The organism is Flavobacterium sp. N2820, from assembly GCF_025947285.1.
Lineage (GTDB): Bacteria > Bacteroidota > Bacteroidia > Flavobacteriales > Flavobacteriaceae > Flavobacterium.
In genome coordinates this window covers 2,709,745-2,734,321 of sequence record NZ_CP110008.1, presented here as the reverse complement: position 1 = coordinate 2,734,321, position 24,577 = coordinate 2,709,745, and the positions used below count along the sequence as shown (strand labels likewise).

19 protein-coding genes and 1 tRNA gene are annotated in these 24,577 nt (G+C 33.6%); 2 read left to right on the top strand and 18 right to left on the bottom strand.

Features of this window, described 5'->3' with window-relative positions; all coding sequences use genetic code 11:
• Nucleotides 1-5: 5 nt before the first annotated feature.
• From ruvA to OLM52_RS12765, 14 genes are all read right to left on the bottom strand, one after another.
• Entirely contained in the window at nucleotides 6-587 is a 582-nt protein-coding gene (ruvA, locus tag OLM52_RS12830; RefSeq protein WP_264548894.1) for a Holliday junction branch migration protein RuvA, read from the bottom strand.
• A 9-nt stretch (nucleotides 588-596) separates the two neighbouring features.
• Complete coding sequence (locus OLM52_RS12825) at nucleotides 597-2,879, bottom strand: NADP-dependent malic enzyme (RefSeq protein ID WP_264548893.1); 2,283 nt, start codon at nucleotides 2,877-2,879, stop codon at nucleotides 597-599.
• Between the two features lie 174 nt (nucleotides 2,880-3,053).
• The gene (locus tag OLM52_RS12820; RefSeq protein WP_264548892.1) at nucleotides 3,054-3,617 is read right to left on the bottom strand and encodes a hypothetical protein; all 564 of its coding nucleotides are present in this window, start codon (nucleotides 3,615-3,617) and stop codon (nucleotides 3,054-3,056) included.
• Between the two features lie 21 nt (nucleotides 3,618-3,638).
• The gene (locus OLM52_RS12815) at nucleotides 3,639-4,520 is read right to left on the bottom strand and encodes a DUF808 domain-containing protein (RefSeq protein WP_264548891.1); all 882 of its coding nucleotides are present in this window, start codon (nucleotides 4,518-4,520) and stop codon (nucleotides 3,639-3,641) included.
• 101 nt (nucleotides 4,521-4,621) lie between these two features.
• On the bottom strand, nucleotides 4,622-5,548 hold the full coding sequence (gene queG, locus OLM52_RS12810; protein WP_264548890.1) for a tRNA epoxyqueuosine(34) reductase QueG: 927 nt from the start codon (nucleotides 5,546-5,548) through the stop codon (nucleotides 4,622-4,624).
• A 1-nt stretch (nucleotide 5,549) separates the two neighbouring features.
• A complete protein-coding gene (ruvB, locus tag OLM52_RS12805) occupies nucleotides 5,550-6,572 on the bottom strand; it encodes a Holliday junction branch migration DNA helicase RuvB (protein WP_264548889.1) in 1,023 nt (340 codons plus the stop codon).
• Between the two features lie 74 nt (nucleotides 6,573-6,646).
• Nucleotides 6,647-8,413, bottom strand: coding sequence for a cbb3-type cytochrome c oxidase subunit I (locus OLM52_RS12800; RefSeq protein WP_264548888.1), 1,767 nt, complete (start codon nucleotides 8,411-8,413; stop codon nucleotides 6,647-6,649).
• 31 nt (nucleotides 8,414-8,444) lie between these two features.
• The gene (locus tag OLM52_RS12795) at nucleotides 8,445-9,602 is read right to left on the bottom strand and encodes a cytochrome c oxidase subunit II (RefSeq protein WP_264548887.1); all 1,158 of its coding nucleotides are present in this window, start codon (nucleotides 9,600-9,602) and stop codon (nucleotides 8,445-8,447) included.
• A 20-nt stretch (nucleotides 9,603-9,622) separates the two neighbouring features.
• Complete coding sequence (locus tag OLM52_RS12790) at nucleotides 9,623-11,119, bottom strand: quinol:cytochrome C oxidoreductase (RefSeq protein WP_264548886.1); 1,497 nt, start codon at nucleotides 11,117-11,119, stop codon at nucleotides 9,623-9,625.
• A gap of 27 nt (nucleotides 11,120-11,146) precedes the next feature.
• On the bottom strand, nucleotides 11,147-11,692 hold the full coding sequence (locus OLM52_RS12785; RefSeq protein ID WP_264548885.1) for a c-type cytochrome: 546 nt from the start codon (nucleotides 11,690-11,692) through the stop codon (nucleotides 11,147-11,149).
• Nucleotides 11,693-11,701: 9 nt separating this feature from the next.
• Nucleotides 11,702-12,226, bottom strand: coding sequence for a DUF3341 domain-containing protein (locus OLM52_RS12780; protein ID WP_264548884.1), 525 nt, complete (start codon nucleotides 12,224-12,226; stop codon nucleotides 11,702-11,704).
• 4 nt (nucleotides 12,227-12,230) lie between these two features.
• Complete coding sequence (gene nrfD, locus OLM52_RS12775) at nucleotides 12,231-13,640, bottom strand: NrfD/PsrC family molybdoenzyme membrane anchor subunit (protein ID WP_264548883.1); 1,410 nt, start codon at nucleotides 13,638-13,640, stop codon at nucleotides 12,231-12,233.
• 31 nt (nucleotides 13,641-13,671) lie between these two features.
• Nucleotides 13,672-16,725 carry a TAT-variant-translocated molybdopterin oxidoreductase gene (locus OLM52_RS12770; RefSeq protein WP_264548882.1) on the bottom strand — a complete coding sequence of 1,018 codons (3,054 nt, stop codon included), beginning with the start codon at nucleotides 16,723-16,725 and terminating at the stop codon, nucleotides 13,672-13,674.
• 32 nt (nucleotides 16,726-16,757) lie between these two features.
• Nucleotides 16,758-18,026, bottom strand: a complete 1,269-nt coding sequence (locus OLM52_RS12765; RefSeq protein ID WP_264548881.1) for a c-type cytochrome — start codon at nucleotides 18,024-18,026, stop codon at nucleotides 16,758-16,760.
• A 215-nt stretch (nucleotides 18,027-18,241) separates the two neighbouring features.
• Between OLM52_RS12765 and OLM52_RS12760 the strand changes: the two genes are divergently transcribed.
• On the top strand, nucleotides 18,242-18,631 hold the full coding sequence (locus OLM52_RS12760; RefSeq protein WP_264548880.1) for an SPOR domain-containing protein: 390 nt from the start codon (nucleotides 18,242-18,244) through the stop codon (nucleotides 18,629-18,631).
• A gap of 58 nt (nucleotides 18,632-18,689) precedes the next feature.
• On the opposite strand, the gene infB is transcribed toward OLM52_RS12760, so the two are convergent.
• The 3 genes from infB to rimP are packed head-to-tail and all read right to left on the bottom strand — an operon-like array spanning nucleotide 18,690 to nucleotide 23,261.
• Complete coding sequence (gene infB / locus OLM52_RS12755) at nucleotides 18,690-21,488, bottom strand: translation initiation factor IF-2 (RefSeq protein WP_264548879.1); 2,799 nt, start codon at nucleotides 21,486-21,488, stop codon at nucleotides 18,690-18,692.
• A gap of 49 nt (nucleotides 21,489-21,537) precedes the next feature.
• The gene (gene nusA / locus OLM52_RS12750) at nucleotides 21,538-22,779 is read right to left on the bottom strand and encodes a transcription termination factor NusA (RefSeq protein ID WP_264548878.1); all 1,242 of its coding nucleotides are present in this window, start codon (nucleotides 22,777-22,779) and stop codon (nucleotides 21,538-21,540) included.
• Between the two features lie 14 nt (nucleotides 22,780-22,793).
• A complete protein-coding gene (rimP, locus tag OLM52_RS12745) occupies nucleotides 22,794-23,261 on the bottom strand; it encodes a ribosome assembly cofactor RimP (protein ID WP_264548877.1) in 468 nt (155 codons plus the stop codon).
• A gap of 168 nt (nucleotides 23,262-23,429) precedes the next feature.
• On the opposite strand from rimP, the gene OLM52_RS12740 reads away from it, so the two are divergent.
• A complete protein-coding gene (locus OLM52_RS12740) occupies nucleotides 23,430-24,254 on the top strand; it encodes a universal stress protein (RefSeq protein ID WP_264548876.1) in 825 nt (274 codons plus the stop codon).
• Between the two features lie 122 nt (nucleotides 24,255-24,376).
• Here OLM52_RS12740 and OLM52_RS12735 read toward each other — a convergent pair.
• Nucleotides 24,377-24,447 (bottom strand) — tRNA-Gln (locus OLM52_RS12735).
• Nucleotides 24,448-24,577 lie beyond the last annotated feature (130 nt).

Here is a 24,577-nt window from a genome sequence, read left to right as displayed (position 1 = left end):
AAGTTTTATAAATTTTTTAAAGCTTGTTTTATTAAGTTTTCTACAGAGGCATTTGGGGTTTCTCTAATTATCTTATCAATAACTTTTTCAGCTGCTTTTCTGGCAAAACCTAAAACTTCTAAAGCAGATAACGCTTCATCTTTATTTGTATTGCTTTCAATTACTGAAACTTCATCTAAATTGTACACTTTTAACACTTTTTCTTTCAAGTCAAGAATAATTCGTTGCGCTGTTTTTGCTCCAATTCCTTTCATAGATTGCATGGTTCCCACATCGTTTGAAGCAATTGCTTGAATTATTTGACTTGGAGCTAATGAAGAGAGCATAGTTCTAGCTGTACTAGCACCAACTCCTGAAACGGAAAGTAATAATTTGAATAATTCACGCTCTTGTTTTTCTACAAACCCATACAAGGTATGTGCATCTTCTTTTATTTGTAAAAAAGTGAATAATTTTAAACTTTCAGAATCGGGTAATAATGAAAAAGTATGTAAAGATATATTAATATGATAGCCCACACCATTGCAATCAATGATTACTTCGGTTGGTGTTTTTTCAACTAATCTTCCTTGGATGTGCGCTATCATCTTATCTTATTATTTTATTAACTTCTTTCCTTTTTCTTGAGCATCTACTACAGCTACCGCTGCCATATTTACCATTTCCTCAACACTTGCACCTAATTGAAACACGTGTACAGGTTTGTCTAATCCTAGAATTATTGGCCCGATAGATTCTGACTTATTCAATTCTTTTAATAATTTATAGGTAATATTTGCAGCGTCTAAATTAGGAAAAATAAGTGTATTTACTTTTTTATTTACCAATTTAGAAAAAGGAAATTTACTTTTTAGCATTTCTGGATTCAATGCAAAATCGGTTTGAATTTCTCCGTCAACAATTAAATCAGGAAAATTTTCATGCAAATAGGCTACAGCTTGTCTTACTTTATTTGGACCTTCATTGTGAGACGAACCAAAATTTGAAAAAGAAACCATTGCAATAACTGGTTCCATCCCAAACATTCTAACTGTTTTAGCTGTCATTAAAGCAATTCTTGCTAAATCATCAGCTGTTGGATTTGGATTAATTGCGGTATCCGACAAGAAAATTGGACCTCTTGATGTCATCATCATATTGGTTGTGGCAATTTTAGAAACGCCTGGCGCTTTTTCAATCAATTGCATAACTGGCTTAATCGTTGAAGGATAGCTTCTTGAATGCCCTGTAACCATTGCATCTGCTTCACCAGTATTTACCATCATTAAACCAAAATAATTACGCTCACGCATCCATTTTTCAGCTTCATATAACGTAACACCTTTACGTTTTCTAGTTTGCCAAAAATGGTTAGCATATTCTAAGCGTTTTGCTTCAGATTCTTTTGTTTTTGGATCAAAAATAGGCACATCAATATCAAAACCAATTTCTTCTTTTAATTCTAATATAATTTCTTTATTTCCTAATAAAATTGGGAAACCAATACCTTCTTCATGAACTATTTGAGCCGCTTTTAAGACATCAATTTGATCAGCTTCAGCAAAAATAATGCGTTTTGGACTCGTTCTAGCTCTGTTAGTTAACAAACGAATCATCTTGTTATCAGAACCCATTCGTTCTAATAAATCATCTTTATATTTTTCCCAATCGGTAATGGGTGCTAATGCTACTCCTGATTCCATTGCTGCTTTTGCAACTGCTGGTGGCACTTCGGCAATTAATCTTGGATCAAATGGTTTTGGAATAATATAATCACGACCAAACGTTAATTTGGTTTCGCCATAAGCTATATTTACTTGCTCCGGAACAGATGCTTTTGCTAAATTAGCCAAGGCAACTACGGCAGCTTTTTTCATGTCCTCATTAATTTTAGTCGCTCTAACGTCTAAAGCGCCTCTAAAAATGAATGGAAAACCAAGCACATTATTTACCTGATTAGGATGGTCTGAACGACCCGTTGCCATAATAATATCTTTTCGTGTAGCGATTGCTAAATCATAATTAATTTCCGGAGTTGGATTTGCCATAGCAAACACAATTGGATTATCTGCCATTCCTAATAACATATCAGGTGTAACAATATCTCCTGTTGACAATCCTACAAAAACATCAGCCCCTTTCATAGCATGTGCTAAATCGTCAAAATGTTTATCTGTAGCATACACACGTTGCATGTCGGAAATTTTTGGATCGTCTTTTCGTAAAGCACCTTTACTGTTGAACATTACCACGTTTTCTGGTTTTACACCAAAAGACACATACAAATTAGCACAAGCAATGGCTGCAGAACCTGCCCCAGAAATTACCATCGTAACTTCTTCCATTTTCTTGCCTGCTAATTCTACTGCATTCAATAAAGCTGCTGATGAAATAATCGCGGTTCCGTGCTGGTCATCGTGCATTACTGGAATATTCAATTCTTCCACCAAACGTTTTTCAATTTCAAAAGATTCTGGCGCTTTGATGTCTTCCAAGTTAATTCCTCCAAAAGTGGGAGAAATATTTTTTACCGTTGCAATGAATTCTTCGATGTCTTTTGTTCCCACTTCGATATCAAAAACATCAATATCGGCGAAGATTTTGAACAACAACCCTTTTCCTTCCATTACGGGTTTAGAAGCTTCTGGACCAATATCTCCCAAACCTAAAACTGCGGTTCCGTTTGATATTACAGCAACTAAATTTCCTTTTGCGGTATATTTATAAACGTTGTTAACGTCTTTTTCAATTTCTAAACAAGGTTCTGCTACTCCTGGAGAATAAGCCAAAGCTAAATCTCGTTGTGTGGCATACTTTTTTGTAGGAACAACCTGAATTTTTCCAGGTGTTGGTTTTGCGTGATATAATAAGGCTTCTCTACGTTTACTATCTTTATGCATGGTTTTTTATTTTACTAACTTACAAATATAGTAGTATGCGCATAAAATGAGAAATTATTTTGGCATTCTTTTGAAAAAATAAATCAATTAATGATTTAGGTAATATTGACTTTAGGTCATTTAAAAATTTTGGAAAGTAACACACTTCCCATTAATCTTTAGAAATCAAATAAACTATTGGTAAACATAAGGTTTTGTCTTCTTTTCTAATATAAATTTTTTGTTTTTTATTTTATAAATCCAAAACGAAGCCATAGTATCTCCAATAAATTCTTCTTTAATATAATACTCTTTAAAATCTTCAGTCTTTAAATTATCAAAAAAATATTCCTTCTTTCCAACCTTATCTCTAACATCATAAATATGTACAGGATTATTTTTATATTGGAAGCTACCCATATAAATAGGGTTTTGTATTAACTCTAATCTTTTTAATCCTAATCTCCTTTCTATTCTTTCAAAACTATTCTCTGCAAAAAAATCAGTAGCATAAAAAGGAATTCTTCCTATAATAGCAATGGTATCATATTCTTTCTCAAAAAATGATATTTCGTAAGATTGTTTAGATAAGTAAAAGCTGTCGTTGTCTATTTTCTGTCTTAATTTATTAATTTTAACATATTCATTTAGAATACTATCAAGCGATTTAGAAACAAATAATTGATTATTTCCGCTGTTTTCATTTTTACAACCAGTCAATATAATAATGAATATTAAATAAAGCACCTGTTTTTTCATAATTTATATCTTAAAAATAAACTACCCTTGAATTAAACCCTTCACCTTCTTAAAAACCATCACCAACAAAACAGCTACCAATCCGAATGCTATTCCAACGCCAAATTCTGCTACAATTGAAGGAATATTTTGTGGCACTACATGATGAACATATTCAATATTATGAAGAAAAATACCTCCTGAAACTAAAATAAGTGCAATAGTTCCTACGACAGCCAAAAATTTGATAACCAATGGCAAGGCTTTGATTAAAACGCTACCTAGATTAGATAAAAACCCTTTATTATTGCCTTTTTTCATTAAATAAAATCCTGCATCGTCCATTCTTACAATTAAAGCTACAATTCCATAAACTCCAATAGTGGCAATAATTGCGACAAAAGTTACACTCAAAATTTGGGTAATTAGCGGATGTTCTTTTTCCATTGCCGTTCCTAAAGCGATGATGACAATTTCAAGCGAAAGAATAAAATCCGTTTTAATTGCCGAACTTACTTTTGCTTTTTCAGAATGTTCAGCGTTTTCTTCCAATTTACTTTCTTTGATAACTTCTTCGCCTTTTTTAGCACGATGAAAAAAGTATTCGATAATTTTCTCCACACCTTCATAGGCTAAGTAAACTCCTCCGATGATTAAAGCCGCTTTAATGGCTGGCGGATACAGCCAATTTAAAACAAAAACTACCGGTAGAATAATCAATTTATTGATAAACGATCCTTTTGTAATCGCCCACAGTACCGGAATTTCTCTTGAAGCTAAAAATCCAGTCGCTTTTTCGGCATTAACTGCCAAATCATCTCCTAAAATTCCTGCAGTTTTTTTGGTTGCTAATTTACTTGTCATTGCTACATCATCCATTAATGCAGCGATATCGTCTAAGATTGCGAAAAATCCAGATGCCATATAATTTTATTTTAGATTTAATTTTTCTTTTTAATACCTCTCAAAGCTACGTCAAAGTTTTTTGATGGGAAACATTTTTGTCTGAAAAGCGCTATACAATTTTATTTCTTCAAAAAATTAATAGTACGAAGTAAGCCTTCATATTTGGTTCGCTTCACGGCTGAATTTTTAAATACTTTTTGAAATGTATCCACCGTAATTTCTTCCCAATCGGATTTTGAGAAATTTAAAATATCCGAATTCGTTTGAAAAAGAGGTTCATTATGTGGTTTTGAAAATCGATTCCACGGACAAACATCTTGGCATACATCGCAACCAAACATCCAATCGTCAAATTTACCTTTCATTTCTTGTGGTAAATTATCTTTCAATTCGATAGTGAAATACGAAATACATTTGCTTCCATCCACAACATACGGAGCCACAATAGCATCCGTGGGACAAGCATCCAAACAAGCAGTGCAAGAACCACAATGGTCTGTTGTTGGCGTATCATAATCTAATTCCAAATCCACGATTAATTCGGCAATAAAATAGAATGATCCGACTTTTTGGGTGATGAGATTGCTGTTTTTTCCAACCCAACCCAAGCCACTTTTTGCCGCCCAAGCTTTGTCTAAAACCGGTGCCGAATCTACAAAAGCTCTTCCAGAAAGTTCGCCAATTTCGGTTTGAATGAAATGTAACAATTCCTTTAATTTCTCTTTTATGATATGATGGTAATCTTGCCCGTAAGCATATTTGGAAATCTTATACGAATCTTCATTTTGAAGTTCGGAAGGATAATAATTCAATAATAACGAAATCACACTTTTAGCATCATCTACTAATAAAGTTGGATTCAAACGTTTGTCAAAATGATTTTCCATGTAACTCATTTGACCATTCATTTGATTATTTAACCAATTTTCTAAACGAGGCGCTTCTTCTTCCAGATAACCAGCTTTGGAAATACCGCAAGAGAGAAAGCCGAGTCTTTTGGATTCGGCTTTTATCAACTGTGTATATTTTTCTTTCTTGTCAATCAAACTAAAAAAGTCCTCCTTGAATATTATTTTTAATTTTTCCCAAATGTTTGTATGCTTTTTCGGTTACTTCTCTTCCTCTTGGGGTTCGCATAATGAAGCCTTCTTGAATTAAGAAAGGTTCGTACACTTCTTCAATGGTTTCACCACTTTCAGAAACTGCGGTTGCCAAGGTTGATAATCCAACTGGTCCACCTTTGAATTTTTCGATTATGGTTAATAAGATTTTATTATCCATTTCATCTAAACCGTGTGCATCTACATTAAGTGCTTTTAGTGCAAATTTTGCAATTTCGATATCGATTTTTCCGTTTCCTTTGATTTGAGCAAAATCGCGCACACGACGTAACAAAGCATTGGCTATACGAGGTGTTCCTCTACTTCTCCCTGCGATTTCAATTGCCGCTTCCATAGTTATAGGCATTTTTAAAATAGAAGAACTACGTTGCACAATTGTTGTTAATAATTCGGTATTATAATATTGTAATCTGCTTTGAATTCCGAAACGAGCACGCATTGGTGCAGTTAATAATCCAGAACGAGTGGTGGCCCCAACTAAAGTAAACGGATTCAAGTTGATTTGAACTGTTCTTGCATTTGGACCCGATTCAATCATGATATCAATCTTGAAATCTTCCATTGCAGAATATAAATATTCTTCAACAATTGGACTTAAACGGTGAATTTCATCAATAAATAAAACATCCCTTTCTTCCAAATTTGTCAATAATCCCGCTAAATCGCCGGGTTTATCCAAAACAGGTCCAGAAGTAATTTTAATTCCAACTCCTAACTCGTTTGCCAAGATGTTTGCCAACGTTGTTTTCCCCAAACCAGGAGGGCCGTGAAACAAAGTATGGTCTAAGGCTTCTTTACGCAAATTTGCTGCTTGAACAAAAACAATTAGATTTTCTAACACTTGATCTTGTCCGGCAAAATCATCGAAACTTAGTGGACGTAATGCCTTTTCGATATCAATATCTTGCGGAGAATAGGATTCTATATTGGGATTCAAATTATCATTCATAAAAGCAAAGATAAGTAAAGTTATAAAACAAAAACCTCTCCGATTGGAGAGGTTTGTATATTGTGGAAAAAATCTTAGTGATGTAAAACTTCTTCTCCTTCTTTCATTGGTGTGATTTGCGTAACGAAGTCTTCATCATGACCTGGTTTACTATAATCATAAGGCCATCTGTGTACTTCAGGAATTTCTCCAGGCCAGTTCCCGTGAATATGTTCTACTGGTGTAGTCCATTCTAAAGTATTAGATCTCCATGGGTTTTGAGTTGCTTTCTTACCGTAGAAAATACTATAGAAGAAGTTCCAGAAGAAAACAATTTGGAATGCAGCTCCAACAATAGCAAAAATCGTAATTAAAACATTCACATCAGCTAACTCGTCAAATAATGGGAAAGCCGAATTTGTATAATAACGTCTAGGTAAACCAGCCATTCCAATAAAGTGCATTGGGAAGAAAACTCCGTAAGCACAAATAGCAGTTACCCAGAAGTGAACATAACCTAAGTTTTTGTTCATCATTCTACCAAACATTTTAGGGAACCAGTGGTAAACACCAGCAAAGAATCCGTAAAGTGCAGAGATACCCATTACCAAGTGGAAGTGAGCTACTACGAAATATGTATCGTGAACGTTAATATCTAAAGTTGAATCTCCAAGAATAATACCTGTTAAACCTCCAGTAATGAAAGTAGAAACTAATCCGATTGAGAATAACATTGCAGGGTTTAACTGAAGATTACCTTTCCAAAGAGTTGTAATGTAATTGAATGCTTTTACCGCTGATGGAATTGCAATCAATAACGTTGTAAAAGTAAATACCGAACCTAAGAAAGGATTCATACCTGATACGAACATGTGGTGACCCCAAACAATAGTTGACAAGAAAGCAATTGCTAAGATAGAAGCAATCATTGCACGGTAACCAAAAATTGGTTTTCTAGAGTTTGTAGCAATAATTTCAGAAGTAATACCTAAAGCAGGTAATAATACGATGTAAACTTCAGGGTGACCTAAGAACCAAAATAAGTGTTCGAATAATACTGGAGAACCCCCTTGGTAATGTAAAACTTCACCTTGAATGAAAATATCTGATAAGAAGAATGATGTTCCAAAACTTCTATCGAAAATTAATAACAATGCTGCTGAGAATAATACTGGAAAAGACACGATACCAATGATAGCTGTTACGAAGAAAGCCCATACAGTTAATGGTAATCTAGTCATTGTCATTCCTTTAGTTCTCATGTTAATTACTGTAACTACGTAATTCAAAGAACCCATTAATGATGATGCAATGAAAATAGCCATAGAAGATAACCATAAAGTCATACCTAAACCAGAACCAGGTATCGCTTGAGGTAAAGCACTTAAAGGAGGATAAATTGTCCAACCAGCAGAGGCAGGTCCAGATTCAACAAATAATGAACTAATCATGATAACACAAGAGATGAAGAACATCCAGAAAGACAACATGTTCATAAATCCGGAAGCCATATCACGAGCTCCAATTTGTAAAGGAATTAATAAGTTACTAAATGTACCACTCAAACCAGCAGTAAGTACAAAGAATACCATGATAGTTCCATGGATTGTTACCAAAGCAAGGTAAATATCATTACGCATTACTCCATCAGGTGCGAAATTATCTCCTAAGAATACTTTGAAAATTTCGAAAGATTCTTCTGGCCATGCAATTTGCATACGGAAGAATAAAGATAAAACAACTCCAACAATACCCATCAATAAACCTGAAATAAGGTATTGTTTCGCTATCATTTTGTGATCCAAACTAAAAATATATTTAGTAATGAAAGTTTCTTTATGATGACCGTGATCGTGTGACATACTAATTCTATTATATTTAATATAAAATAACTTATTTAATAACTTGAGCTAAAACTTTAGTTGTATCAACTGCAACAGCAGGAGATGAAACTGGAGCTGCTACAGGAGCAGGAGCATTAGCTTCTTTCCATTGTTGAGCTAATGTAGGTTTTTCATTTAACCATTTTTTAAAATCTGATGGTGTATCAACAACAATTTTCATTTGCATGTTGTAATGAGATGCTCCACAAATTTTATTACACAATAACAAATAATCGAAAGTGTATGTATCTAGAGCGGTTCCGCCTTCAGCTACAATTTTTTTACTGTTTTTAGATCTAATTTTATTGATTTTATCAACCTTAGCTATAATTGCAACATCATTTCTCATATCAGCAGTTGTAACTGTTGGAGTAAATGAAAATTGAGTAATCATTCCAGGAACACAGTTCATTTGCGCTCTAAAGTGAGGCATGTAAGCTGAGTGTAAAACATCTTGAGAACGCATTTTAAAAATCACTTTTTTACCTACTGGTAAGTGTAATTCTGTGACAACTTTATCATCTTGAGCAGCTGGGTCAGCTAAATCAACTCCTAAAGTATTAATGCCTTCAATTAATCTTACGTTAGCTTTTCCTAATGTTTTATCGTCACCAGCATAACGTGCTTCCCATCCAAATTGTTTAGCATATAATTCAATAACTATTGCATCTTGCTTATCTTCTTCGTCAACAAACATAATGTTGTTCCAAGTATATAAACCATACAAAATCAAACCAGCTAAAACGATAACAGGAATAATGGTCCAAATAGCCTCTAATTTATTATTATCTGCAAAGTATAAAGCTTTTTGTCCTTCTTTACCTCTGTATTTAAAAGCAAAATAATGTAATAAAAACTGTGTGATTGTTTGAACAAAGAAAATTAACGCCATAGAAATAGCCATTAAACTATCTACGTCTTTTCCGTGTTCAGAAGCTGGAGTTCCTAAAACTAAATCTCCCCAAGCATATAATGAATATATTGTGAAAACATAAATGAAACCCACAAATGCAAACATTAAGTAACCATTAACACTATTATCTTTATCGTTAGCAATTTCTGAATCATCAGCAACACCACCAACTTGTGTTAAATCAAAGATTTTAGTTAACTGCCATACGGCAATTCCGATTAAAACTAAAACTGTAAATACCAAGAAACTTGTCATTTTATATTTCTTTTTAACTATTAATAATGAAAATGTTTACTTTCTTCAATGAAAGGATTTCCTTTTGGTTCAATTGGTGCTTTTGTAAGCGCACTAAATACAACAAATATAAATAATCCTAGGAAGAATGCTAAAGAACCGATTTCTGGAATACCGATAAACCATTGATCACCTACTGTTGCAGGCATAATCATATTGAAAAAGTCAATATAGTGACCAAATAGGATTACTACACCAGCCATAACTACAATCCAAGTTAAACGTTTGAAATCAGTATTGATTAAGATTAACAATGGGAAAATAAAGTTTAAGGCTAACATTCCAAAGAAAGGCAATTTATAGTGTTCAATTCTTGTAACGAAATAAGTAACTTCTTCAGGAATATTTGAATACCAAATTAACATGAATTGAGAGAACCATAAATAGGTCCAGAAAATACTAATACCAAACATAAATTTAGCTAAATCATGAATATGACTTGTATTTACATGCTCTAAATATCCTTTAGATTTTAAGTATAAAGTAATCATTGCAATAACAGTAATTCCACTTACAAAGAAACTAGCGAATACATACCATCCAAACAAAGTACTATACCAGTGTGGATCAACAGACATAATCCAGTCCCAAGACATAATAGACTCAGAAACGATGAAAAACACTAAAAAGAAAGCTGCTAATTTGAAGTTTTTCTTGTATGGTGCGTTGTCAGTAGCTGTATCTTGTGCAATTGAGTTTTGTCTGAATTTGAAACGAACCCAATTCCATACCACTAAAATAATTGCAGCAGTAGCTAAAAATCTTCCAACACTTAACCATCCTTTTTTAAGAAAAATAAGTTTATCAAATTTAACCGATTCTGGATTTATGACATCTGCATCCATCCAAACAAAAAGATGATTGTGACCCCAATGCATTCCAGCAGCAACTAATAAAATAAAGAAAATAATAGAACCTGGTAATAAATACGAGGTAATACCTTCCATTACTCTAAACAAAATTGGAGACCAACCTGCTTGAGCAGCATATTGAATGGCATAAAAAGCTAAAACCCCAACTGATATTAACATGAAGAAAATACATGCAACATACAAAGCAGCCCAAGGCTTGTTTTGCAATTGATGAAAAACGTGTTCAGCATGTTCTTTATCGTGATCTGCTTCGTGAGCAACTGTTTCTTTTTTGTGCGTATCATGGTTGTCTGCAACTGGAGCAACTGCAACAGCAGTAGAATCAACAGCTTCATGTGTAGCATGAACTGAATCTGTAACGATAGCTTTTGTAGAATCTACAACAGCAACTTCGCTATGAGCAGGCTCTGTAACAGCATGTGCTTCTGCATCATGAGCAACTTTTTCTACATGAGCAGCTTCATGACCATGGTGACTATCTGCTAATATTTTTTCAACATCTTCAATAGTTTTAGGAGCTTGCCAAAAACCAACTCCAATACCAATAGCACCTAAAATCATTAGGACGAATGAAAATGTTTTTAATTTACTTGAAAACGTGTACATATCTATTATTTTCAAAAGGTTTTATTATTATAATCCAGCTTTTAATTTTAAAACGTAATCCGCAACTTGCCATCTTTCTTCTTGAGACAATTGGTTTGCGTGAGAACCCATAGAATTTAATCCATAAGTTACTACGTGAAAAATACTTCCGTCTGTAATTTCTCTATCTTTATAACTTGGTACGCCAAGAAATTTTTCTTTAACTACTAAATTTCCTTTTCCGTCACCTTTATCTCCGTGGCAAATTGCACAATAAACAGTGTACAATTCTTTTGCTTTATCAGGATTTAAGCTTAATGAATCTAAAGGAGATTTTAATGAGGCTTTTGCTAAAGCATAACCTTCTGGTGTATTAGGAATTTCGTAAGGAACAAAACCTCTTTTAATAGAACCTTTTGCAGGAACTTGCGCTTCTACTCCTCCTTTAAAAACACTGTGTTCTGAATACGTTTCATAAGAAACTGCTTCATACATGTTTGGAAAAAACTGATAGTTAGGTTTTGCTTTATCGAAACATGAAGTTGCCATGAAAGACAAACCTACAACTGCTACTATTTTATATAAACTTTTCATAACTATCTATTAATGCTTATCTACTACTTTTACTTCAACTGCTCCAGTGTTAGTAAAGAAAGAAATTAATTCTTCTTCATTACCATGAATACCAACTTCCATCAAGAAATGATCATCAGTAGTTCTAACATCAGGATTTTCTGCTTGTTTGAATGGCCATAATTTACTTCTCATATAAAAAGTAATTACCATTAAATGGGCTGCAAAAAATACTGTTAATTCGAACATAATTGGCACGAATGCTGGCATGTTGTCAATATAATTAAAACTTGGTTTACCACCAATATCTTGTGGCCAATCTTGAATCATGATAAAATTCATCATCCATGTAGCAACAGAAAGTCCAACTAAACCATACAAAAAGGCACAAATTGCAATTCTTGTAGGAGCCAATCCCATAGCTTTGTCCAAACCATGAACAGGGAAAGGTGTATAAATTTCTTCAATATGATGATGAGCTGCTCTTGTTTGTTTAACAGCATCCATTAAAACATCATCATCATTATATATAGCGTGTATTACTTTATTACTCATGATATTAATGATTATCTGAATGATTATGTCCGTGTTGTTCTCTTTCTCTCTTGTAATTATCTCCAGAACCTTTTAAGATTGTTTTAACCTCTGCCTGAGCAATTACAGGGAAACTTCTAGAATATAATAAAAATAATACGAAGAAGAATCCGATAGTTCCAATATAAATACCAGCATCAACAAAAGTTGGTTGGAACATTGTCCATGAAGATGGTAAATAATCTCTATGTAATGAAGTTACGATAATTACAAAACGCTCAAACCACATACCTACGTTAACCACGATAGAGATAATGAAAGACGCCATAATATTGGTTCTAATTTTCTTAGACCACATAACTTGAGGAGAAATTACGTTACACGTCATCATTAACCAGTATGACCACCAGTAAGGACCAGTTGCTCTGTTTAAGAATGCGTATTGTTCATACTCAACTCCAGAATACCAAGCTACGAATAACTCTGTAATATAGGCACAACCTACGATAGAACCAGTAATCATGATTACAATGTTCATTAATTCAATATGTTGTACTGTGATATAATCTTCTAAATTAGATACTTTTCTCATGATAATAAGTAAAGTATTTACCATTGCAAATCCTGAGAAAATCGCTCCAGCAACGAAGTATGGAGGTAAGATTGTTGTATGCCATCCTGGGATTACAGAAGTAGCAAAGTCAAAGGATACAATAGTGTGTACAGAAAGTACAAGAGGAGTTGCTAAACCAGCCAATACAAGAGAAACCTCTTCAAAACGTTGCCAGTCTTTAGCTCTACCAGACCATCCAAAAGAAAGAATAGAATACACTCTTTTTGTAAAAGGTGTTACAGCTCTATCTCGTAACATAGCAAAGTCAGGTAACAAACCAGTCCACCAGAAAACTAATGATACTGATAAATAAGTAGAAATTGCGAATACGTCCCATAATAATGGTGAGTTAAAATTCACCCATAATGATCCGAATTGATTTGGAATTGGTAATACCCAGTATCCTAACCATGGTCGACCCATGTGAATAATTGGGAATAAACCTGCTTGCATTACAGAGAAAATCGTCATTGCTTCTGCAGAACGGTTAATGGCCATTCTCCATTTTTGACGGAATAATAATAATACTGCAGAGATAAGTGTTCCGGCGTGACCGATACCTACCCACCAAACGAAATTGGTGATATCCCAAGCCCAGCCAACTGTTTTATTTAATCCCCATGTTCCAATACCAGTGGTTACCGTATAAATCATACAACCTAATCCCCATAGGAAAGCGGCTAATGCGATTGAAAATACTGTCCACCATAGTTTGTTTGCTCTACCTTCTACAGGTCTTGCAACATCTACCGTTACATCGTGGTAAGATTTACTTCCTACTACTAAAGGTTTTCTAATGGGTGCTTCGTAATGAGACGACATAATCCTTTATATTGTTTCTATTAATTAATACTTATTTATCGTTTCTAACTTTTACGTGATACATCACGTTTGGTTTTGTTCCGATGTGCTCTAATAAATGATACATTCTTTCATCTTCTACTAATTTAGCAACATCAGATTCAGAATCGTTAATATCTCCAAATTTCATAGCTCCACTAGTACATGCAGCAGAACAAGCTGTTTGGAATTCATCTTTACCAACTACTCTACCTTCACGTTTCGCTTTTAACTTAACAGCCTGAGTCATTTGGATACACATTGAACATTTTTCCATAACCCCACGAGAACGTACATTCACATCAGGATTAATTACCATACGACCTAAATCATCATTCATGTGGTAATCGAACTCACTGTTTTTGTTATATAAAAACCAGTTAAAACGTCTTACTTTATATGGACAGTTGTTTGCGCAGTAACGTGTACCAACACATCTATTGTAAGCCATATGGTTTTGACCTTCTCTTCCATGTGATGTTGCAGCAACTGGACAAACCGTCTCACAAGGAGCGTGGTTACAGTGTTGACACATTACAGGTTGGAAAGCAACTTGTGGATTTTCTGATGGATCTTCCATACCTGCAAAAGTATCGATTGAATCCATTAAACCAGAAGCTCCTTCTTTTACAACGATATCACCTGCAAATGTTTCTTGAGAAGAATAATATCTATCGATACGCAACCAGTGCATATCTCTACTTCTTCTAACTTCAGATTTTCCAACAACAGGTACATTATTTTCAGCGTGACAAGCGATAACGCAAGCCCCACAACCTGTACAAGCATTTAAATCGATAGATAAATTGAAGTGGTGACCTATTGATCTATCAAAAGAATCCCATAAATCAACTTCTGTTGCTTCTGTTGGTTTGTGATCTAAAGATACCATTGGAACTGGGTTCCAAACTTTAGATTCAGCAGTATTAAAAATGGTTAAAGTTGTATCTTTAATGATATCACCTCTACCCATCAATGTTTTTTGTAATTGAACACAAGCAAATTCATGTTCACCTTCTGCAAGTGTAATAGTTGCTGATTGATTTGCATTTAAGTTTGCATATAAAGCATAAGCATTAACACCAACTTGCATTTCTTCTTTCAATCCTAATTTTTTACCATAACCAAAAGCCAACCCTAAAGTTCCTTTTGCTTGACCTGGTTGAACAATTACAGGCACATTTTCTAAAGTAGCATTTCCAACTTTAATTGTAGCATAACTTCCGTTTAAACCTCCGTTTGCAACATTCCAGTTTTTTAATTCTAATTTATCAGCATCAGCTTTTGAAATAGTAACATAGTTATCCCAAGATACTCTTGTAATTGGATCTGGAAATTCTTGTAACCATGGGTTATTTGCTTGTTGACCATCTCCCATTCCCACTTTAGAATATAAAACTAAATCAAAATTTGAAGACTTAGCTTGTGCTAAAGTTGTTGCAGCAGTGTTTGCATTACTCACATTAGCAGTTAATGCAGATGTCTCAGTAACTACAAAACCATCATGTACTGCTTGATTCCATGATTTTCCTGCTAAAGATGTAGCAGCAAAACCTTTTAAGAAATCATAATAAGAAGTTGTATTACCTGTCCAAGCTAATAAAGCCTCTTGAAATTGTTTTGTATCAAATAATGGGCGTATTGTTGGTTGCATTACACTATAATTTCTTCTAGTCATAGCAACATCTCCCCAAGATTCTAAATAATGTGGAGCTGCAGCTGCAACAGTAGTTTCAGTTGAAGTTTCATCTTCTTTCATTGAGAAAGCAACCGAAAGTTTAACTGATTTTAAAGCCGCAACAAACTCTTTTGAATTTGCTAAAGTATAAGCTGGGTTAACACCGTTCATGATTAACGTATGTACTTTTCCTGCTTTCATATCCGCTACTAATTGAGTAACCGCTTTAGCATCTCCTTTTCTTGTAAGAATAGCATCATTTGGATTAAATGCTTCTGATTGCAGTGCTTGATTGATTGCTATTGCTACTAATTGAGCATCAACATCATCTAGACCCGTAACAAAAACACCTTTATTCCCAGCTGCTCTTAATTGTTTAGCTGCCTTTAAAACAGCTTCTTCATATTTATCAATCTTAGACGTACCTACGGCAGCACCTGTAACGATATTATAAATTTTAACTAAAGCTTGTTTTTGAGCTGCTATATTCAATGGAATTCTAACATCTGCATTAGCACCAGCTAAAGACATATTAGCTTCAATTTGAATATGCTTAGACATCATTCCATTTTTAGGAATACGTCCTTGAGCATAACCAGCATCAAAACCTCCTCCTTGCCAATCTCCTAAGAAATCAGCACCAACAGAAACAATTGTATTTGCTTTAGAAAAGTCGTAATTAGCTAATGCTCTTACACCGTAAACCGCTTGAAAAGCATCTAAAGTGTTTGATTCAGAGATAGCATCATAAACTACATGTTTGGTAGTAGGATATTTTGCAGCTAATGAAGCTATTAAAGCATCAGTTGATGGACTTGCCATTGTGTTAGTTAATACAACTACATTACCACCTTTAGCTTTAGCATCTTCTAAACTTGCTATTACTTTTGTGTTTACATCTGCCCAAGTTGCATTTTTACCAGCAATTTTTGGCGATTTCAAACGTAAACTATCGTATAATGAAAGAACTGAAGCATGAACTCTTGCGTTAGCTCCTGTTCTTGCACCTTCTAAATTATTATTTTCAACTTTAATAGGACGACCCTCACGAGTTTTGATTAAAATATTAGCAAAATCAAAACCATCAGCCATTGTTGTTGCATAAAAATCAGCAACACCAGGAATAATTTCTTCTGGTTGAACTACGTAAGGAATTGACTTTACAACAGGACCTTCACACGCTGCTAATGAAGCTGCAGCAGTGCTAAATCCAACATATTTCAAAAAGTCACGACGAGTAGTTGACGAAGCAGACAAAGATTCTTTATCTCCTAAAAATTCATCAACAGGAATTGGTTCCACAAACTCGTTGTTTCTTAGCGTCTCAACAATAGAACTATTTTCGTTTAGTTCTTCAACACTTTTCCAGTATTTTTTGTTTGATGCCATTGTATAGTATATTAGCTTCTTAAATTATTTTATTAATAGTGACATTTTCCACATTCTAATCCACCCATTTGTGCAGCAGTTAATTGCGACACACCGTATTTTTTAGAAAGTTCTTCGTGGACTTTTTTGTAGTAAGCATTATCTTCTACTTTCACATTTGTTTCTCTGTGACAGTTGATACACCATCCCATTGTTAATGGAGCATGTTGTTTCATGATTTCCATTTCTTCAACTGGACCGTGACAAGTTTGACACTCAACTCCTGCAACAGTTACGTGTTGAGAGTGATTGAAATAAACATGATCTGGTAAATTATGAATTCTAACCCATTTCACTGGTTTCGTTTTACCTGTATATTTTTGTAACGATTTATCCCAACCAACAGCATCATACAATTTAGCAATTTGCTCATCATAAAAAGCTTTAGAATACTCCTCAGTTGCTGTTGTTTCAGCAACTTCACTGATGTTTTTATGACAATTCATACAAACATTTAGCGAAGGAATATTAGAATGTTTACTTACTCTCGCAGCAGAATGGCAATATTTACAATCGATCCCATTTTCGCCAGCGTGAATTCTGTGCGAATAATGAATAGGCTGAACCGGTTCATACCCTTGATCAACTCCAATTTGCATTAACCATCCGTAAGCAAAATAAGCGCTCACTAACAATAACATAATTACAGATACTAATACTAGAAATTGATTTTTAGCATAAGCACTGAAAAATGACATTAAAGAACGATCTTTTTGCACTACTTCCAATCCTTTCGCTCCAGCAATTTTAGTAAGCATACTATTCACCAAGAATAGCATCACAACTAACATTAGCATCACTAATGAAAGTACTCCTAAGATAACATTGTTAGAAACACCAGAATCACTAGCTTCTCCTACTACAGGAGCTCCAGCTACAGCAGCAGGGGCAACAGGCGCAGGTTCAGAAGTGTAAGCAATAATATTGTCAATATCTTCATTTGACAATTGTGGAAATGCGGTCATTGGAACTTTATTGTTCTCTTCAAACACTTTTACTGCTTGCGCATCTCCTGACTTGATTAAATCTCCACTGTTTTTTACCCATTTATACAACCATTCTTTGTCATACTTAGCTTCAACTCCACGAAGTGCAGGACCCGTAGCTTTTCCGTCTAACTTGTGACAAGCAGCACAATTGGTATTAAAAAGTTCTTTACCTTTCGCAGCATCTTGAGAAAATGCTGATAAAGAAGTTACTAGCACAAATGCTAAACTGAAGAAAATCTTTGAAAACGATTTATGGTTACCCACCTTTTTCATATTTAAAATGATTATCGACTAATTTTTGGTACGATTTTAGTAATACTTACCAAAAACAACACGTTATTTTTTCAAAACTCCGACAAAAATACAATATTAGAACTATTATTAAAACCTTAATTTTATCTTAAAACACAATTTATACTTATTCTAAATAATTTTATTTCTACCGAATATGCACATAAATTGTATTTTTGTATTAAAATAAATTCAAAATGAGAAATTTAGCCAAACATAAGTCATTGTTTTTCTTATTAGTATGTACTCTATATGGTGTTAATAGCTTTTCGCAAGAAGGCAAAACAACACTTTCTCAAGATTTGAAAATAGAGCAATTACTGAAAGAAAAAAGAAAAATCAATCAAAGTATTTCAACGAATGAATCGTATAAAATTCAAATATTCTATGGAAATAGTGATGATTCTAAAAAAAAATTACAAGAATTTAAAAAGGAATTTAAAGAGATTGACGGTACAATTGTGTACACTAATCCCAATTTTAAAGTTTGGGTAGGAAGTTTCGAAACACGAATAGAAGTTGAAAAAGCCATGTTAGAAATTAAGAAAAAATATCCCACAGCTTTACTTATCAAGCCCTCAAAATAACAGATTAAACATAAAAAAAGCCTTGCATTTGCAAGGCTTTTTAATTTGAAAATATTAATTATTTCAATTTTTTCTTTACTTCCACTTCTTGGAAAGCTTCGATTAAATCGTACTCTTTAATATCGTTGTAGTTTTTAATCTGCATACCACAATCATATCCTTTAGACACTTCTTTAACATCGTCTTTGAAACGTTTTAAAGTAGCTAACTCTCCGGTATAGATTACAACACCTTCTCTGATTAAACGAATTTTAGAATTTCTGAAAATTTTACCATCAGTAACCATACATCCTGCAATAGAACCTACTTTAGTTACTTTGAAAATTTCTCTAATTTCTGCTGTTCCGGTAATTTCTTCTTTCATTTCTGGAGACAACATTCCTTCCATTGCATCTCTTAAGTCATCAATTGCATCGTAAATAATTGAATAGTTACGGATATCGATTTCTTCTTTGTCTGCTAACTGTTTTGCATTTCCTTGCGGTCGAACGTTAAATCCAATAATAATTGCATCAGAAGCTGAAGCTAACAATACGTCAGATTCAGTAATTGCTCCAACACCTTTATGTATAATGTTAATTTGTATTTCTTCGGTAGATAATTTAGAGAATGAATCTGCCAATGCTTCAACAGAACCATCCACATCTCCTTTAAGGATAATGTTTAATTCTTTAAATTGTCCTAATGCGATACGACGACCAATTTCTGCAAGAGTAATGTGTTTTTGGGTACGAACAGATTGCTCACGTTGTAATTGCGTACGTTTTGCAGCAATTTGTTTTGCTTCTCTTTCGTCTTCATACACATTAAATTTATCACCTGCTGTTGGCGCACCATCTAAACCTAATACTGAAACTGGAGTTGATGGACCCGCTTCTTTGATTTGATTTCCTCTTTCATCAAACATGGCTCTAATTTTACCATGATTTTTTCCAGCTAAAACATAATCTCCAATTTTAAGAGTTCCTGCTTGTACTAAAATAGTTGACACATAACCTCTACCTTTATCTAATTGTGCTTCCACAACTGTTCCAAGTGCAGGTTTATTTGGGTTAGCAGTAAGTTCTAAAACTTCTGCTTCCAATAGTACTTTTTCTAATAGTTCTGGAATTCCTTGACCAAATTTAGCTGAAATGTCATGCGATTGATATTTTCCACCCCAATCTTCAACTAAAAGGTTCATTCCTGCTAATTGCTCTTTAATTTTTTCTGGATTTGCATTTGGCTTATCCACTTTATTAATAGCAAAAATCATTGGAACACCTGCTGCTTGTGCGTGACTGATTGCTTCTTTTGTTTGAGGCATGATATCATCATCGGCAGCTACTACAATAATAGCAATATCGGTTACTTGAGCTCCACGTGCACGCATTGCGGTAAACGCCTCGTGACCTGGTGTATCTAAGAAAGTGATTTTTTCACCATCTTCTAAAATTACTCCATAAGCTCCGATGTGCTGTGTAATTCCTCCTGATTCACCCGCAATAACATTTGCTTTACGAATATAATCTAATAAGGATGTTTTACCGTGATCAACGTGACCCATTACCGTAACAATTGGTGCTCTGTGAACTAAATCTTCAGGATTATCTTGAATAACTTCTGCAGCTTCTTCGATATCTGTTGTAATAAATTCTACTTCAAATCCAAATTCATCTGCTACAATTGATAATGTTTCAGCATCTAAACGTTGGTTCATAGTTACCATGATTCCAAGCGACATACAAGTTCCGATTACTTTTGTAATTGGCACATCCATTAAAGATGCAATTTCACCAACAGTAACGAATTCGGTTACTTTTAATGTTTTACTTCCTTCTTCTTGTGCTTGCAATTCATCATCAACACGTTGACGGTGAGAATCTCTCTTATCTCTACGATATTTCGAAGATTTTGATTTATTTCCTTTACCTTGAAGTCTTTCTAAGGTTTCTTTAATTTGGTTTTTAACATCTTCTTCAGAAGGCTCTACCTTTTGAATAATTGGTTTTTTACCTTTATTAAATCCACCACCAGCTGCGCCACCTTTTACAAACTCTTTTTTAGGACCACCACCTTGGTTGTTAGCTCCAGGAGCTCCAGGAGTTCCAGGTTTGATGATTCTTTTACGTTTGTTTTTATTGTTAGCTGCATTTGCTCCACCAGCATTTGGTGCTTGAGGAGTTCCTGGCTTTTTGATATCTTTTTTAGGATCTTCTTTTTTCTTTTTTGGTTTATCAAATTGAGACAAATCAATTTTTTGACCTGTAAAAGTAGCTCCAGAAAGTTTTTGATATTGTGTTTCAATTTTAACTTCACCCTCTTCTGTTGTTTCCACAACAGGTTCGACTGGTTTTACAATTTCCACTTTCTTAGGTGCTTGAACTTCCTCTTTTGGTGTTTTTACTTCTTCAGAAACTTTTACCTCAGGAGTAGATTTTACCTCAGGGGCAACTTCAGGGGCAACTTCTTTTTGTTCAGAAACAGGAGCTTCAGATGTAACATTTTGTTTTTTAGGGTCTAATTCTATTTTTCCAACTGCTTTTGGTGCAGTTACAATAGCTTTAGCTTTAATAACTTCTTGTCTTTGACGTTCTTCTTCCTGCAAACGTTTAGCTTCTTGTTCTTTTTCAAGTTCACGTTTAAGAGCCTCCTTCTCTTTTCTTTTTTCTTCACTTACTTCAAGAGAGGCAACCTTATTCCCTTTGTCAGCAGAAAATTGACCGCATAAGACTTTGTATTCCTCTTGTGATATTTTAGCATTTGGACTTGACTCAATTTCATGACCCTTTTCTTTAAGAAAATCCACAGCTCTATCAAGAGAAATATTTAACTCCCTTAAAATTTTGTTTATTCTTATTACTCTTTCTTCAGACATATAATCTTTTTAAAATTCTTCTTTGTTGTGTGTTGTTTAAATTATTAGGTTATCCTTCTAATTCTGTTTTTAGTATGTTCATAACATCCATTATCGTTTCTTCTTCAAGATCTGTTCTTCTTACTAAATCAGCAACTTCTTGTTTAAGAACACTTCTAGCCGTATCTAAACCGATTTTTTCAAACTCCTCGATAATCCATGCTTCGATTTCGTCTGAAAATTCTCTTAATTCAACATCATCTTCTTCTTCTGTAGCTCCTTCACGAATAACATCAATTTCGTAGCCTGTTAATAAACTTGCTAATTTAATATTATTTCCACCTCTTCCAATTGCTTTAGAAACTTCTTCAATTTTTAAGAACACTTCGGCTGTTTTTGCTTCTTCGTTAATTTTAACTGAAGAAACTTTTGCAGGACTTAATGCTCTTGTAATATATAATTGAGGATTTGTTGTGAAATTAATAACATCAATATTTTCGTTACCTAATTCGCGAACAATTCCATGAATACGTGAACCTTTCATTCCTACACAAGCTCCAACTGGATCAATTCTATCATCATAAGAATCTACTGCCACTTTTGCTTTTTCGCCAGGAATACGAACTACTTTTTTAATTGTAATTAAACCATCAAAAACCTCTGGAATTTCTTGTTCAAATAATTTTTCAAGAAAATCTGGAGCAGTTCTTGACATGATAATTTGAGGTTTATTTCCTTTCAATTCAACATTTTCAATAACACCTCTTACATTGTCACCTTTTTTGAAATAATCGTTTGGAATTTGTTTTTCTTTTGGTAAAACAATTTCATTTCCTTCATCGTCCATCAAAATTACAGCTTTTGGACGAACATGGTGCACTTCTGCTGTATAAATATCACCTATTAAATCTTTAAATTGTTTGTAAAGATTTGTATTATCGTGTTCATGGATTTTAGAAATCAAGTTTTGACGTAATGCCAAAATAGCTCTTCTTCCTAATTGAAATAATTTTACTTCTTCAGACACATCCTCTCCAACTTCAAAATCTGGTTCAATTTTTCGTGCTTCAGACAAAGAAATTTCAGAATTCTCATCTTCTACTTCACCATCTTCTACTACAACACGATTTCTCCAAATTTCCATATCCCCTTTATCAGGATTTATGATAATATCAAAGTTATCATCTGAACCATATTTCTTTTTTAATGCATTTCTAAACACATCTTCTAAAATTGCCATTAGGGTAACTCTATCAATGAGTTTGTCGTCTTTAAATTCTGAAAACGATTCAATTAATGCAATATTCTCCATGTCAACTCTTTATTTTAAAATGATACTATAACAATTGCTTCTTTAATACTTTCGTAAGGTAAATCTAGTTTTTTTTCAACTGTTTCTTTACCCTTACCTATTTTTTTTGGTTCTCTAGCTTGCCATTCTAAAGTAATTTTTTCATCATCTACTGCGGTTAATTTTGCTTCGATTTCTTCTGATGAAATTGTTTTTACTTTTAAACTTCTACCTAAATTCTTTTTATATTGTCTTACAAATTTCAATGGACTTGACAATCCAGCTGAAGCTACTTCTAGAGAAAAATCTTGTTCTTCTCTGTCTAAATCAGCCTCAACAGATCTGCTTACATCGATACAATCTTGCAAGCTTACGCCATTATCACCATCTAAAACAATGCTTATTTTATTAGCATCATTGATAGACAAATCAATTAAAAAAAGATGTGAGCGCTCTATTAAAGCACCATCTAACAACTCCTGAACCTTATTCTTAAACGTCATAATTTTTATAAAAAGAGGCACGCTTTGCGTGCCTCATAATCCTGTCCTTTAATAACTCTGCAAATATACAAATTATTTTCAATTAAAAAAAACATTGTTAGTTTGGATATTTTTTGTAATTTTATAGTGTAATTTATTTACGCTTTAAAAATAACCTAAAACAAACTTATGAAACGAATTTTAGTACCAACTGACTTTTCTAAACATGCGGAATACGCCTTAAAGGTAGCTGCTCAAATTGCTAAAAAAAATGATGGCGAAATTATTTTAGTGCACATGTTAGAATTGCCAACGTCTGGAAATGATGCTATATCTACAGCTCACGAAATACCTGAATTGATGCTTTTTAAAAATGCTGCAATTAATAAATTAGATTCTTTAATGGAATCTGAATTTCTTGAAGGGCTTAAAGTTTCAAAAATTATTCAATTTGAAATGGCATTTGATGGAATTGTAAAATATACAAAATCACATGACATTGATTTGATTGTAATGGGTTCACATGGAGCAAGTGGTTTCCAAGAAATGTTTATTGGGTCAAATACAGAAAAAGTGGTTAGAAATTCTGAAGCTCCTGTATTGGTAATCAAAAGAGAAGAAGAAAAATTCAGTGCCAGCAAATTTGTTTTTGCTTCTGACTTTTCTGATGAGGCTAAAAAACCTTTTGAAAAAGCATTTGCTTTTGCACAAGGATTTGGAGCTCATTTACATTTAGTAAATATTAACACTCCTAACAACTTTAAATCTACTAAAGTTGCGCAACAAATCATGAAAGATTTTCTTGCGGGAACTGACACCTCTAACATAACCTCTCATATTTATAATGATGTAAATGTTGAAAAAGGAATTTTACATTTTGCAAAAAGCATTGATGCAGATTTAATTGGAATGAGTACTCACGGAAGAAAAGGCTTATCTCATTTCTTTAATGGTAGCATCAGCGAAGACTTAGTAAATCACGCAAAAAGACCTGTGATTACATTTAAAATATAAACATTATTTTTAAATATTTTAAAAAAAAGACCTCAACAATTGAGGTCTTTTTTTTGTATAAACCTATAAATCAACCATATAACGCTATAAAAAAACTCCGCTTATTTCTAAGCGGAGTTTTGTTGGCCCACAAGGACTCGAACCTTGAATGACGGTACCAAAAACCGGAGTGTTACCATTACACCATGGGCCAATACCTAACAACCTTTTCGATTGCGAGTGCAAATGTAATGCATATTTTTTATTCTGCAAATTTTTCTAAAAAAAATATTAAAAAAATAATTTAACATTTTATGTAAACAAAAAAATAGTTTCTTTGTAGT

What these genes read in the sequence shown, in the direction of transcription:
- ruvA (WP_264548894.1), bottom strand. Translation starts at nt 587, where the DNA reads ATGATAGCGCACATCCAAGGAAGATTAGTTGAAAAAACACCAACCGAA.
- OLM52_RS12825 (WP_264548893.1), bottom strand. Translation starts at nt 2,879, where the DNA reads ATGCATAAAGATAGTAAACGTAGAGAAGCCTTATTATATCACGCAAAA.
- OLM52_RS12820 (WP_264548892.1), bottom strand. Translation starts at nt 3,617, where the DNA reads ATGAAAAAACAGGTGCTTTATTTAATATTCATTATTATATTGACTGGT.
- OLM52_RS12815 (WP_264548891.1), bottom strand. Translation starts at nt 4,520, where the DNA reads ATGGCATCTGGATTTTTCGCAATCTTAGACGATATCGCTGCATTAATG.
- ruvB (WP_264548889.1), bottom strand. Translation starts at nt 6,572, where the DNA reads ATGAATGATAATTTGAATCCCAATATAGAATCCTATTCTCCGCAAGAT.
- OLM52_RS12800 (WP_264548888.1), bottom strand. Translation starts at nt 8,413, where the DNA reads ATGTCACACGATCACGGTCATCATAAAGAAACTTTCATTACTAAATAT.
- OLM52_RS12795 (WP_264548887.1), bottom strand. Translation starts at nt 9,602, where the DNA reads ATGACAAGTTTCTTGGTATTTACAGTTTTAGTTTTAATCGGAATTGCC.
- OLM52_RS12790 (WP_264548886.1), bottom strand. Translation starts at nt 11,119, where the DNA reads ATGTACACGTTTTCAAGTAAATTAAAAACATTTTCATTCGTCCTAATG.
- OLM52_RS12785 (WP_264548885.1), bottom strand. Translation starts at nt 11,692, where the DNA reads ATGAAAAGTTTATATAAAATAGTAGCAGTTGTAGGTTTGTCTTTCATG.
- OLM52_RS12780 (WP_264548884.1), bottom strand. Translation starts at nt 12,226, where the DNA reads ATGAGTAATAAAGTAATACACGCTATATATAATGATGATGATGTTTTA.
- nrfD (WP_264548883.1), bottom strand. Translation starts at nt 13,640, where the DNA reads ATGTCGTCTCATTACGAAGCACCCATTAGAAAACCTTTAGTAGTAGGA.
- OLM52_RS12770 (WP_264548882.1), bottom strand. Translation starts at nt 16,725, where the DNA reads ATGGCATCAAACAAAAAATACTGGAAAAGTGTTGAAGAACTAAACGAA.
- OLM52_RS12765 (WP_264548881.1), bottom strand. Translation starts at nt 18,026, where the DNA reads ATGAAAAAGGTGGGTAACCATAAATCGTTTTCAAAGATTTTCTTCAGT.
- OLM52_RS12760 (WP_264548880.1), top strand. Translation starts at nt 18,242, where the DNA reads ATGAGAAATTTAGCCAAACATAAGTCATTGTTTTTCTTATTAGTATGT.
- infB (WP_264548879.1), bottom strand. Translation starts at nt 21,488, where the DNA reads ATGTCTGAAGAAAGAGTAATAAGAATAAACAAAATTTTAAGGGAGTTA.
- nusA (WP_264548878.1), bottom strand. Translation starts at nt 22,779, where the DNA reads ATGGAGAATATTGCATTAATTGAATCGTTTTCAGAATTTAAAGACGAC.
- rimP (WP_264548877.1), bottom strand. Translation starts at nt 23,261, where the DNA reads ATGACGTTTAAGAATAAGGTTCAGGAGTTGTTAGATGGTGCTTTAATA.
- OLM52_RS12740 (WP_264548876.1), top strand. Translation starts at nt 23,430, where the DNA reads ATGAAACGAATTTTAGTACCAACTGACTTTTCTAAACATGCGGAATAC.